General features: G+C 42.2%; 14 protein-coding genes. All 14 read left to right on the top strand.

The window, feature by feature from the left end; all coding sequences use genetic code 11:
• Nucleotides 1-12 precede the first annotated feature (12 nt).
• The 14 genes from rnc (at nt 13) to rplS (ending at nt 11,977) form a co-directional block, all read left to right on the top strand.
• The gene (gene rnc / locus BLR65_RS01855; protein WP_093791852.1) at nt 13-747 is read left to right on the top strand and encodes a ribonuclease III; all 735 of its coding nucleotides are present in this window, start codon (nt 13-15) and stop codon (nt 745-747) included.
• Nucleotides 748-794: 47 nt separating this feature from the next.
• On the top strand, nt 795-1,853 hold the full coding sequence (locus BLR65_RS01850) for an elongator complex protein 3 (RefSeq protein ID WP_093791850.1): 1,059 nt from the start codon (nt 795-797) through the stop codon (nt 1,851-1,853).
• A gap of 85 nt (nt 1,854-1,938) precedes the next feature.
• Nucleotides 1,939-2,199: a stage V sporulation protein S gene (locus tag BLR65_RS01845; RefSeq protein ID WP_093791848.1), complete on the top strand. Its 261-nt coding sequence runs from the start codon at nt 1,939-1,941 to the stop codon at nt 2,197-2,199.
• Nucleotides 2,200-2,339: 140 nt separating this feature from the next.
• The gene (gene smc, locus BLR65_RS01840) at nt 2,340-5,897 is read left to right on the top strand and encodes a chromosome segregation protein SMC (protein WP_093791846.1); all 3,558 of its coding nucleotides are present in this window, start codon (nt 2,340-2,342) and stop codon (nt 5,895-5,897) included.
• A 29-nt stretch (nt 5,898-5,926) separates the two neighbouring features.
• The gene (ftsY, locus tag BLR65_RS01835) at nt 5,927-6,844 is read left to right on the top strand and encodes a signal recognition particle-docking protein FtsY (RefSeq protein WP_093791844.1); all 918 of its coding nucleotides are present in this window, start codon (nt 5,927-5,929) and stop codon (nt 6,842-6,844) included.
• Nucleotides 6,845-6,924: 80 nt separating this feature from the next.
• A complete protein-coding gene (ylxM, locus tag BLR65_RS01830; RefSeq protein ID WP_245692297.1) occupies nt 6,925-7,293 on the top strand; it encodes a YlxM family DNA-binding protein in 369 nt (122 codons plus the stop codon).
• Nucleotides 7,294-7,300: 7 nt separating this feature from the next.
• Complete coding sequence (gene ffh, locus BLR65_RS01825; RefSeq protein WP_093791842.1) at nt 7,301-8,641, top strand: signal recognition particle protein; 1,341 nt, start codon at nt 7,301-7,303, stop codon at nt 8,639-8,641.
• 51 nt (nt 8,642-8,692) lie between these two features.
• Complete coding sequence (rpsP, locus tag BLR65_RS01820; protein WP_093791840.1) at nt 8,693-8,974, top strand: 30S ribosomal protein S16; 282 nt, start codon at nt 8,693-8,695, stop codon at nt 8,972-8,974.
• Nucleotides 8,975-8,994: 20 nt separating this feature from the next.
• Nucleotides 8,995-9,222, top strand: coding sequence for a KH domain-containing protein (locus BLR65_RS01815; RefSeq protein ID WP_093791838.1), 228 nt, complete (start codon nt 8,995-8,997; stop codon nt 9,220-9,222).
• A gap of 36 nt (nt 9,223-9,258) precedes the next feature.
• Nucleotides 9,259-9,675 carry a YlqD family protein gene (locus tag BLR65_RS01810; RefSeq protein ID WP_245692295.1) on the top strand — a complete coding sequence of 139 codons (417 nt, stop codon included), beginning with the start codon at nt 9,259-9,261 and terminating at the stop codon, nt 9,673-9,675.
• Between the two features lies 1 nt (nt 9,676).
• Nucleotides 9,677-10,180: a ribosome maturation factor RimM gene (gene rimM, locus BLR65_RS01805; RefSeq protein WP_093792043.1), complete on the top strand. Its 504-nt coding sequence runs from the start codon at nt 9,677-9,679 to the stop codon at nt 10,178-10,180.
• A 13-nt stretch (nt 10,181-10,193) separates the two neighbouring features.
• Complete coding sequence (trmD, locus tag BLR65_RS01800; RefSeq protein WP_093791836.1) at nt 10,194-10,940, top strand: tRNA (guanosine(37)-N1)-methyltransferase TrmD; 747 nt, start codon at nt 10,194-10,196, stop codon at nt 10,938-10,940.
• 2 nt (nt 10,941-10,942) lie between these two features.
• On the top strand, nt 10,943-11,524 hold the full coding sequence (locus BLR65_RS01795; RefSeq protein ID WP_093791834.1) for an RNA methyltransferase: 582 nt from the start codon (nt 10,943-10,945) through the stop codon (nt 11,522-11,524).
• Between the two features lie 111 nt (nt 11,525-11,635).
• Nucleotides 11,636-11,977: a 50S ribosomal protein L19 gene (rplS, locus tag BLR65_RS01790; protein WP_093791832.1), complete on the top strand. Its 342-nt coding sequence runs from the start codon at nt 11,636-11,638 to the stop codon at nt 11,975-11,977.
• The last annotated feature ends 7 nt before the right edge of the window (nt 11,978-11,984 follow it).

Raw genomic sequence — 11,984 nt, 5'->3', positions numbered from 1 at the left:
AATGGTTTTTTTATGAAAGGAGCTAAAGGAAAGCTGGATGCTACTCGCCTGCAGGAATTAACTGAATTATGTAAGACGTTAAATGTTGTATTCAGCGATTATAAACTATTGCACCAAGCTCTTATCCATACCTCGTATGCTAATGAAACCAAAGGTGCCAATATCAGACATAATGAGCGTCTGGAATTTCTTGGTGACGCAGTTTTGGATCTGATTATTACTTCTTATTTATTTAGTCAGTGTCCACAATTGCCAGAAGGTGAACTTACTAAAGCCAGAGCTCAGGTTGTATGTGAACAAACGTTAGCTAAACGGGCATTGGAATTAGGGATAGGTGAATATCTCCTTTTAGGCAAAGGGGAAGCTTTGTCAGGTGGTCGGGAACGGATATCAATTCTTGCAGATGCATTTGAGGCTATTATCGGTGCTGTGTACCTTGACTCAGGTTTTAGGAGTGCGGCCAAATATGTTTTGCATCAACTTAAATCCGAATTAGTCTTAGTTGAACGCGGTGATTATCTAAAAGATTATAAAACATGGCTACAGGAAGTTGTGCAAAAAAATAATGACAGCAAAATTGCTTATGAAGTCATAAGTGAACGTGGCCCTGATCATGATAAGTCTTTTGAAGTTGTTGCGTTAGTTAATGGTGAACGCATGGGTTCCGGTTGGGGAAAAAGTAAAAAAGAAGCTGAACAGCATGCTGCTAAACAAGCCTTAATAAAGCTTGGAACATTAACTCAATAACAAAATTTGGACGGCCAGTTTGGCCGTCCTTTCTGTATAGGAGCGTTATGAAACATTATATTATACCTGTGTTTATTCCGCACCTTGGCTGTTTACATGAGTGCATCTTTTGTAATCAAAGGAAAATAACCGGCCGCCAGACACCGGTTACAGCTAAGCAAGTAAGTACAATCATTGCTGAGCGATTAAACGACATTAATGAAACACGCTGGGTTGAAGTGGCCTTTTATGGTGGCAGTTTTACCGCTTTGCCGCAGAATATACAAAATGAACTACTAGCCCCGGCAAGCCGGGCTTTACGCCAAGGTTATATTCATGCGATTCGTCTTTCCACCAGACCCGATTGTATCAATCGAGATATCATTACAAATTTGATTCAGCAGGGAGTAACCATTGTGGAATTAGGCGTTCAATCACTGGATAATCAGGTGCTTAGTAAAGCAGGGCGAGGACATGACTGTCAAGCTGTAATTGATGCTGTAAGACAGGTAAAAGAGGCGGGATTACAATGTGGCTTACAACTGATGCCTGGCTTACCGGGTGAGGACTGGGAAAGCTTAATTAAGACGGTTCGTCAAGTGATTCATTTACACCCTGATTTTGTCCGTATTTATCCAACCATAGTAATCGCCGATACCGCCCTCGCTAAACTTTATCAGCAGGAAGATTACCGGCCGCTGTCTCTTAAACAGGCGGTGGCCCGTGCGGCGTATATGAAGCTGCTATTCGAACGACAAGGTATTACTGTTATTCGTACCGGCTTACAGGCATCCGAAGAATTGAACAATGAAGCAAATATTATTGCGGGTCCTTATCATGCCGCTTTTGGTGAAATAGTGGATTCCTATCTTTTCTATATAATGATGGCTGGTTTTTTAGAACAAAACCTTGTACCAGCAGAAAGAGAATTACTTATTCGTCATCACCCTCAGGATTGTTCTAAAGTAAGGGGGCAACGTAATAGTAATATTAATAGGCTTAAGCAGTCTTATAATCTCGTTAGAATCATTCTTAGTCCCGATTCTTCTGTAAAAAAAGGCTGCCTTGTGCTTGAAAATCAGGGGCAAACCGTTTTCTATAATAAAAATATGATAAATTATATTTAAAAATCATGTAAAAGAAGGAATTTTTAGGAAATACGAAGAATATCTTTACAATATAGGCCCTGAGTTCAAAGGAGGAGAGCGAAAAATGGAAGTGCTGAAAGTATCTGCACAATCAAATCCCAAATCCGTAGCAGGCGCTCTGGCAGCAGTTTTGCGGGAAAAAGGAACCGCAGAAGTGCAGGCAGTAGGTGCAGGGGCGGTTAATCAAGCTATCAAGGCTATTGCGATTTCTCGTGGTTTTGTCGCTCCCAATGGCATTGATTTGGTTACCATACCGGCTTTTGCGGAGATTTCGATTGATGGGGAAGAACGTACGGCTATCAGGTTTATAGTTGAACCCCGGTAATAAACCACAATTTAATGTGAAGAAGCCTGTTGGCATGATGCGACAGGCTTTTTTATATTACTTATATTGTTTACTTGTATTACCTTACCATGCGTGGTAAAATTTTGATTGATCTAAATAACAGGTAAGGGTGATTTATTGTGCTTTTGCGACGCTTAGAGGCATATGGGTTTAAATCGTTTGCTGAAAAAATTGAATTGGAATTTGGTCAGGGAGTTACTGCGATTGTAGGGCCAAACGGTAGCGGTAAAAGCAATATTTCCGATGCCATTCGTTGGGCACTAGGGGAACAAAGTCTTCGTAATTTGCGCGGTACCAAGATGGAAGATGTTATATTTGCAGGCAGTACTAAGCGGAGACCTCTGGGCGTAGCCGAGGTATCGTTAGTTTTTGATAATAGTGATGGTAAGCTGCCCTTAGACTTTAATGAAGTTACTATTACCAGGCGCGTATTTAGATCAGGGGATAGCGAATATTATATTAATAAAACGGCGTGCCGCCTGAGGGATATTCATGATATGCTTGCTGATACGGGGCTAGGCCGGGAATCAATGACTGTTATTGGTCAAAATAAAGTTGATGAGATATTGAGCAGCAAGCCCGAGGAACGGCGGTTGTTATTTGAAGAAGCTGCCGGTATTACGAAATACAAGCATCGAAAACGTGATGCATTGCGCAAACTGGAAGATACCGAACAAAACCTTATTCGGGTTCAGGATATTACTACCGAATTGGAAAGCCAGCTTGAACCTTTAAAAGAAAGTGCAGCCCGCACGATAACTTTTAATAAATTAAATGCCGAGTTGACAGCCTGTCAGGCAACGCTGCTGCTGGAACGTCTGGAAAAGGCGGATGGGTTGGTCGGTAGTGCCAAACTTGAGCAGGAGCAACTGACTGACCGAAATATTGCCGCTACTACCCGGTTAACTTTAGCTGAAAATGAAAAAGAAACTTTGACAACGAGGATTGCTCAATCGGAGGGAAAAATAGTACTTACCGAAAAGGCAATTAACGAAAATACAACTGAGAGTGAACGTATCGAAAGTCGAAACGGAGTATTGCATGAACGGATGGAACAGGCATTTAAAGCGGAAGCAAGACTTAATGAGGAGATTTTCAGGATAACAGCCGACCGGACCGCTACAGATTCTAAGCTTATTGAGTTACAAAGTACAATAGATGGCAAGCAGCAGCAACTTCATGTAATCCAGGAAGAGGTGGATGAGAAAAATACCGGTAACGAACAATTGCTTGCCGATATTAGGAAAATTGAAAGGCAGCTTGATGATGGACAAGAGCAGTCTTTTACTCACTTGCAGCAAGTCGTTGATGAGCGTAATGCTTTGCGAATGCTTGAACGAGATGCAGCTTCTTTGCTAGCAAAACAGGATAACCTGAATAAGGAATATAATGATTATTTAAATCAGCAACAAGAACTTAGCAATAAAGGAAACCAACTGCACAATGAGCGTGGCTGCCTGGAATCACAGCGCAAGGAATTCCAGACACAGACAGAGATTTTACTGCGAAATAAAACTCAGTTGGAAAACCAGTTTAATAATTTGCTAAAACAGGAACAGCAACTTGCCGGCAGTATTCAGGAAAAATCATCTAAACTGAAGGTTTTGACAAGCATGCAGCACGATTTAGAGGGATTTGGCCGGGCTATTAAGAGCATATTAAAGAGCCAAAGTTCCTGGCGCAACGGCATATGTGGGGCTGTTGCCCAATTGTTTACGGTTCCCGGCAAATTTGTTACTGCGATTGAGGTTGCATTAGGCGGTGCGCAGCAATATATTGTTACTGATTCTGACCAGACTGCCAAGCAGGCTATTACCATGTTAAAAACGCAAAATTTGGGACGGGCCACGTTTTTACCGTTAAATACAATCAGAGTAACAAGACCTAGAGAAGCGGAACGATTGGCTGCCAGCCAAACAGGTGCTTTGGGGTTTGCTGCTGATGTAGTTCATGTTGCTGAACGCTATCGGCCGGTAGTTGAACATCTGTTAGGACGGGTAATAATTACAGAAACAATTGATATTGCGTTAGCGATTGCCCGCAACAGTGGCTTTTCCGTGAGAATTGTAACTTTGGATGGGCAGTTGGTCAATCCCGGAGGGTCTCTGACTGGTGGAAGTACCGGCAGGAGAGAAGCAAGCTTTTTTGCCAGAAATAACGAAATTGATGTACTGAAACTTAGTTTAGAAAAGCTAAAGGCTGAAAGATTAGGGACTGAGCAAGAAAAACAAGGTCTTATTATCAAGAGGGATGAAGTAAATTCTCAGTTTGCAGCTCTGGAAACGAAATGTAAGGAGATTGAACTTCGTCAGGCAGAAATGGCTATTCATATTGAAAGAAATAAAACTGATGCGCAACAGTGCCAGTTGGCATTGAACACAATACGTGGTGAAATTGCTGAGTGTCAGCAAGAGATAACTGAGTATCAGCGTAAAATTACGGAACGAAAATCTTCTCTGATTGTTTTAGAAAATGAAGAAAGCAGTCATAAAAACCAGATTGCCGAATGGCAAAACCAAGTAAAAGTAATGAGGGGAAAACAGCAGGCACTGAACGAAGAACTCACCGATGCAAAAATTAAGCTAAGTGCATTTACTCAGGAAATAGCCGTTATTCACTCAAGCCGCGAGCAATATAAAGAAACACTTTCGTCATTTGCTAGGCAATTGTCGCGGATAGAGAATGAAAGACAGCTTATTCAGGCTGAAGTCGGACAAGCTCAAACAGAACTTGGCTCATTAGCAGAACGTAAAGAGAAGCTGCAAGCGGAAAAATTACAGTTAACCGAGACGCGCCAGGTTTGTTATGCTGAGAAGTTACAGCTATTATCGGCTATGCAGACTTTAGATAAAGAAATTAAAGAATTGCGGCGGCAAAGTAACGAAGTACAAGCAAGGCTGCACGAAATAGAATTACTTATTGCAAAATATGGTTTTGAAGCAACTAATTGCCGCGACCAATTGACCGGAAAGCATGGGTTGACCATAGAGCAGGCTCAAGCCATGCGACGATCGGATAGTATTGAACAACTATTGAAATCAATTGCTTTGCTTGAAAATCAAATTGCGGCACTCGGGCTTGTCAATCCTGCAGCTATTGATGAATATAATAAGGTGCAGGAACGTTATACATTTCTACAGGAGCAAACCGATGATTTATTGCGGGCCAAAGATTATTTGACATCTATAATCAAAGATATAGACACTACTATGTCCCGGCAGTTTAATATGGCATTTAAGGCGATTAATCAATTCTTCATGGATGTATTTGTTCGCTTATTTGGTGGTGGACGGGCAGAACTTGTTCTGCTTGATCCAAGTGATGTTCTTACTTCGGGTATCGATATTATTGTGCAGCCGCCAGGCAAGAAATTGCAAAATCTTACGCTTTTATCCGGTGGTGAGCGAGCCCTTACGGTAATAGCTCTCCTGTTTGCAATTTTAACCTATCGCCCGGCTCCTTTTTGTGTAGTGGATGAAATTGACGCTGCACTTGATGAGGTTAATGTGCAGCGTTTCAGTGAATTTTTACATGATTATGCCCAAAATACACAATTTATAGTAGTTACTCATCGGAAAGGTACTATGGAAGCTGCCGGCGTTTTGCACGGTGTCACCATGGAAGAATCCGGAATATCACGGCTGGTTTCCGTGAAATTTATGGATAAAGCAGGTTAAATCTATACTAAGTTTGGGGGAATAACAAAATGGGCTTTTTTGATAAATTAAAAGCTGGCTTAGAAAAGACGAGAAAAAGTTTTACTGACAAAATTGAGCAGCTGGTTGTCGGCTATGCTACCATTGATGATGAGTTTTTGGATGATCTGGAAGCGGTACTGCTTTCTGCCGATGTTGGCGTGACGACTACTACCAAACTAATGACGGAAATACGTAATGGCATCAAAAATAAACAGATTAATTCACCTGACGATTTAAAACCTTTTCTAAAAGATAAAATTAGTACGATGTTAGTAACTAAACAGCAAGGGGAAACTGTTCCGCATCAGCCTCCGCACGTTATCTTGGTCGTTGGTGTGAACGGGGTCGGTAAAACAACGACTATTGGTAAACTGGCAAGTTATTATCACGAAGCCGGGAAAAAGGTACTTGTCGCCGCTGCAGATACGTTTAGAGCGGCGGCGATTGATCAGCTTGAGGTTTGGGGACAACGGACAAGTACTGAAGTGATTAAGCATGCGGAAGGATCAGATCCGGCGGCGGTGGCTTTTGATGCCGTACAGGCTGCTAAAGCCCGTAAAGCGGATATTGTTATTATTGATACAGCCGGACGTTTGCATACTAAATCCAACTTAATGGAAGAATTAAAGAAAATTAACAGAGTTATTGCCAAAGAGATAGCGGCGGCACCACATGAAACTTTATTAGTGCTGGATGCAACTACCGGTCAAAACGCAATTAATCAAGCAAAGTTGTTTGGTGATGCAGTTGCTCTTACCGGCGTAGTCCTAACTAAGCTGGATGGTACGGCAAAAGGCGGTGTAGTTATTGCCATTAATAATGAACTTGACCTACCTGTCAAATGGGTAGGAGTGGGGGAAGGCGTTAATGACCTCCGGCCATTCGCTGCCGATGATTTTGCGGCTGCCTTATTTGCCGACAAGTAATTTTACTTGACATAGTCGGCTGTTTTCGCTATAATCATAGCTGTAAAGGATTTTTACTTGCCAGGTAAGCAGGTGAATGTATGGATCACATGCTAAATAAAGTTTTAAGAGTTGGGCAGTTGTACGACTTTTATAACGCTCTCTTAACGGAAAAACAGCGTGAATGCCTGAATATGCATTATCTGCAGGATCTATCACTGGCAGAAATCGCGGGAGAATTCGGTGTGTCCAGGCAAGCTGTTCATGATATTTTGCGACGAGCTGAGCAAACTCTGGAAGAATATGAGGAAAAGCTTAAGCTCGCGGCGCGATATAATTATGAGCGCAAAGTGCTGGCTGAAGTTGTTGAACAGTTGCGGCACCTGCCGATGGGCGTAAAACAACTGCCTGAGTTAGAGCAAATTATCATTACGTTAAGTTCTTTGCTAGAAGACACCCGGGAGGTGTAGCATATATATGGTCTTTGAAAGTTTGGCCGATAAGCTCCAGCAGACATTTAAGAAACTTCGCGGCAGGGGTAAACTATCAGAAAGTGATGTTGCCGATGCCCTGAAAGAGGTGCGAATGGCCCTCTTGGAGGCTGACGTAAACTTTAAAGTTGTCAAAGATTTAGTTGCTAAAATTAAAGAACGGGCAATTGGGCAGGAAGTTTTGGAAAGCTTAACTCCTGCTCAACATGTAATAAAAATTGTCAATGAAGAATTGACCAACCTTATGGGAGGAACTCAAAGCCGAATTGCTATTGCTTCCCGGCCACCGACCGTCATTATGCTGGTCGGCCTGCAAGGCGCAGGTAAGACGACAACAGCCGGAAAATTGGCGCACCTTCTAAAACGGCAAGGGAAAAGGCCGCTTATGGTTGCCGCCGACGTTTATCGGCCGGCGGCTATTAAGCAGTTGGAAGTGTTGGGAGAGCAGCTTGAGATTCCGGTTTTTACCATGGGACAGGACAATCCTGTTAATATTGCCAAGAAAGCTGTTGATCAGGCTTTAATGATGGCGCGTGATATCGTTATCATTGATACCGCCGGTCGTTTGCATATTAACGAAGAACTTATGAATGAACTCAAATCTATAAAACAGACTGTCAAGCCACATGAAATATTATTGGTTGTTGATGCCATGACTGGTCAGGATGCCGTTAATGTTGCCGAATCATTCAATAATGATCTTGGGCTTGATGGTATTATTCTGACTAAACTGGATGGCGACGCCCGTGGCGGGGCGGCACTTTCGATTAAAGCCGTTACCGGTCAGCCTATTAAATTTGCTGGTATGGGCGAAAAACTGGATGCACTTGAACCCTTTCATCCTGATCGAATGGCTTCAAGAATTTTGGGGATGGGTGATGTTCTTAGCCTTATTGAAAAGGCGGAATCAACTATTAATTTGGAAAAAGCTCAGGAAATGCAGAGGAAACTTCGTAAAGAAGAGTTTACCTTAGATGATTTTTTAGATCAAATTGAACAAGTGCGTAAATTAGGGCCGCTTGATCAAATATTAGGTATGATACCTGGTATGGGTAAACTAAAGCAACTGCAGGGACTGGATTTTGATGATAAAGAAGTGAAGCATATCATTGCCATTATTCGGTCTATGACAGCCAAGGAACGTCGTGATCCCTCAATTATTAATGGCAGTCGGCGTAAACGGATTGCTGTTGGGAGTGGCACAAGAGTCCAGGATGTCAATCGATTATTAAAGCAATTTGTTGAAGCCAAAAAGATGATGAAACGTTTGCAAGACATGCAAAAAGGCGGAAAAAAACCAAGTTTTAAACTACCTTTTATGCGTTAATCCATAGTATATATAGTATATTAGGATATTTTGTGAAGGAGGTGACTTATTATGGCAGTTAAAATTCGCTTAAAACGTATGGGCGCCAAAAAACGTCCTTTTTATCGTGTAGTAGTGTCTGATTCCCGCTCACCACGGGATGGTCGGTTTATTGAAACTTTGGGTCATTACGACTCGACTACCGAACCGGCAGTTATCAAGATTGATGAAGAAAAAGCTATCGATTGGCTGCAAAAGGGTGCTCAACCTACTGATACTGTTAAAAATCTGTTTAGCCAAACCGGCATCCTGAAAAAATGGGATGAAGTAAAGCGCTCTAAGAAAGAAGCGTAGAAACGAGGCGTGATAACTACATGAAAGAACTAGTCGAAGTTATCGCCAAGGCATTAGTGAAAAACCCGGAACAAGTCAATGTTACTGAGACAAATGATAGTGTGGGCACAATCTATGAACTGCATGTGGCTCCCGAAGATATGGGAAAAGTAATTGGTAAGCAGGGACGGATTGCCAAGGCTGTTCGCACTGTAGTCAAAGCTGCCGCCACCCGGGAAAACAAACGGGTAATGGTGGAAATCGTATAGTTAAGCTATTAATTTGACGACCAAAGGGGTGGACCAATGGCTAGCATTGAGAACTTGACAATTAAGTGTCCGGTGACCATTAAAGCAAAAGTAACTGAAGATCTTAAAGCGCATTTGGCAGCTGAAATTCAAGAAGCTATTAAAAAAGCAGACTTAGAACTCCAGCAGATTGATTTTCATGCCAAACGCATGATGAGTGAACAGGCAAAGCAAGATGCTCAGGGTCTTGTAGGCCTTCGTCAGCAAATTGATGCTGAACGGCAAAAACGCCTTGAGTTCAAAAACCATATGTTGGACAAATTGAAAGAAACAGCCCAATTGGAAATCGGTGCGGAAATCGTTCAAGGGACTATGGATAGAATCGTAACAGTAAATGTTGGCGATGATCTTCATAAATTGATGGCAACGGAAATTTTGCTGGAAGACGGCAAGATTGTTGCTTTTCGCTGCTAATATGCCCCAAAATGATTTAATTACCATCGGTAAAATTGTTGCCCCGCACGGTGTGCGGGGTGACGTTCGTATATTGCCGCTTACGGATTTTCCTGACCGATTTTTGAGTTTGAAAGCTGCTTTTATTGATGATTTAGGCCAACTTGAACTTGAGTCTGCCAAACAACATAAAAAATTTGTTTTACTAAAATTTGCCGGATTTAATTCAATGAATGATGCCGAGCGTTTGCGTGGCAAACTAATTAAGATTGAACGCAAAGATGTAGTTAAACTGCCTGAGGGAAAGTATTACATTTTTGATATAATTGGGCTTAACGTGTTTACTGAAGACGGTGAACTGCTGGGCATCATTACCGATGTATTGCAGCCAGGCAGTAACGATGTATATGTGGTTAAACTACAGGACAAAAAAGAACTGCTAATCCCGGCGATTAAAGAAGTTGTTAAGAAAGTTGATATTGCTAATAAGCAAATGATTGTAAAACTGCAAGAAGAAATGGATTAAACAGAGGGCATTTATGCGTATTGATATTATTTCGTTGTTCCCTGAGATGTTTGCCGGTCCGCTAGGTCATAGCATGTTGAAACGAGCGCAGGATAGCGGACTTATTTCTGTACAGGTAACAAATCCCCGGAATTTTACATATGACAAACATCATATTGTTGATGATTCTCCCTTTGGCGGCGGGAATGGCATGGTTATGAAGCCTGAGCCGATTTTCCGGGCGGTTAAGAATGTAGTAAATGCGAATATCTCTTTACGAAAACGGATCGTTTTAATGTGTCCTGGCGGGAGTGCTTTTGATCAGGCAAAGGCCCGGGAACTTGCCGGCTATGAACAACTCATATTTATCTGTGGTCACTATGAAGGCATTGATGCCAGGATACGCGAGCATGTGATTGATGAGGCAATCTCAATCGGCGATTATGTAGTAACTGGTGGGGAATTGCCTGCTATGGTTGTTATTGATGCAGTTGCCCGCATGATTCCAGGTGTTCTTGGCGCCGCGGAAGGTGCCAAGCTTGATTCTTTTTATAACGGTTTGCTGGAGTATCCGCAATATACCCGGCCACGAGAATTTAACGGCTGGGTGGTTCCGGATGTGCTGCTTTCAGGAGACCATGCGAAGATTGAAAGATGGCGGCGCAAGGAATCACTTAGAGCAACTCTTGAACGCCGTCCAGATTTACTGGATAATATGGAAATAACTCCTCTTGATAATCAGCTCTTGCAGGAAATTAAATTAGAGCAGGCTGGAGGCTGACAATGGCATTGCCTGTATATTTGGGTTTGGTACATTATCCTATCTATAATAAAAATAATGAGATCGTTACGACTGCTATTACTAATTTTGACATCCATGATATTGCCCGTACGGCTCGAACCTATAACCTGTTGAAGTATTTTATTATTCATCCGCTTGACGCCCAAAAAGCGTTAGCCGGGGAAATTATTAGTTATTGGCAGGAAGGATATGGTGGACAGTATAATCCTGACCGCAAGGAAGCATTAAATATTGTTGAAGTTCTTCCAGACATTGCTGCGACTGTTGATTATATTACTGTTAAAGAAGGAGCGGCGCCGCTGATCGTTACTACGGATGCTCGCAAGTATGAAAATACTGTTTCCTATGCGAGCCTTCGTCAACAGATACACGAATCAGGCAGACCCTTTTTACTATTATTCGGTACTGGCTGGGGCATAGAAAATTCGGTGATGAAGCAGTTTGACTATATATTAGAGCCTGTTTATGGGCCGGGAGATTATAATCACCTGCCTGTTCGAGCGGCGGTAGCGATTATCCTTGATCGTCTGCTGGGTGAATATTGGTGGGAAAAAAATAGGTAAATATCATGATTTTAATTTGAGTTGCCGATTAAACTATGATATAATACATTTTGTGTAATACGGACGGTCCTCTGCGTATGGTACGAACGTCTGATATAAGGAGGAAATCAAGTGAATATTATTCAAATTTTGGAACAAGAACAATTGCGCCAGGATATCCCATCCTTCAAGCCAGGCGACACCGTGCGTGTGCATGTAAAAGTTGTTGAAGGCAGCCGTGAACGTATTCAGGTTTTTGAAGGTGTCGTTATTAATCGTCAAGGCACGGGAGTGCGCGAAACCTTTACCGTAAGACGTATTTCTTACAATGTTGGTGTTGAACGTACCTTCCCGGTTCATTCCCCGCGTATTGAAAAAATAGAAGTAATGCGTCGCGGTATTGTTCGCAGAGCTAAGTTATACTATCTGCGCAATCTCACTGGTAAGGCAGCACGTATTAAAGAAAAACGCTAAACCGAAG

Origin of the sequence: Sporomusa acidovorans, from assembly GCF_900101845.1 — a bacterium.
Classification (GTDB): Bacteria; Bacillota; Negativicutes; order Sporomusales; family Sporomusaceae; genus Sporomusa; species Sporomusa acidovorans.
The sequence above is the reverse complement of the archived record's forward strand: the minus strand, read 5'-3'. Positions and strand labels throughout refer to the sequence as shown.

Bases quoted from the DNA above. Each gene is read 5' to 3' on its own strand.
- rimM (WP_093792043.1), top strand. From the start codon at position 9,677: ATGCCCCAAAATGATTTAATTACCATCGGTAAAATTGTTGCCCCGCAC.
- rnc (WP_093791852.1), top strand. From the start codon at position 13: ATGAAAGGAGCTAAAGGAAAGCTGGATGCTACTCGCCTGCAGGAATTA.
- ylxM (WP_245692297.1), top strand. From the start codon at position 6,925: ATGGATCACATGCTAAATAAAGTTTTAAGAGTTGGGCAGTTGTACGAC.
- BLR65_RS01795 (WP_093791834.1), top strand. From the start codon at position 10,943: ATGGCATTGCCTGTATATTTGGGTTTGGTACATTATCCTATCTATAAT.
- BLR65_RS01845 (WP_093791848.1), top strand. From the start codon at position 1,939: ATGGAAGTGCTGAAAGTATCTGCACAATCAAATCCCAAATCCGTAGCA.
- rpsP (WP_093791840.1), top strand. From the start codon at position 8,693: ATGGCAGTTAAAATTCGCTTAAAACGTATGGGCGCCAAAAAACGTCCT.
- trmD (WP_093791836.1), top strand. From the start codon at position 10,194: ATGCGTATTGATATTATTTCGTTGTTCCCTGAGATGTTTGCCGGTCCG.
- ftsY (WP_093791844.1), top strand. From the start codon at position 5,927: ATGGGCTTTTTTGATAAATTAAAAGCTGGCTTAGAAAAGACGAGAAAA.
- BLR65_RS01815 (WP_093791838.1), top strand. From the start codon at position 8,995: ATGAAAGAACTAGTCGAAGTTATCGCCAAGGCATTAGTGAAAAACCCG.
- ffh (WP_093791842.1), top strand. From the start codon at position 7,301: ATGGTCTTTGAAAGTTTGGCCGATAAGCTCCAGCAGACATTTAAGAAA.
- BLR65_RS01810 (WP_245692295.1), top strand. From the start codon at position 9,259: ATGGCTAGCATTGAGAACTTGACAATTAAGTGTCCGGTGACCATTAAA.
- BLR65_RS01850 (WP_093791850.1), top strand. From the start codon at position 795: ATGAAACATTATATTATACCTGTGTTTATTCCGCACCTTGGCTGTTTA.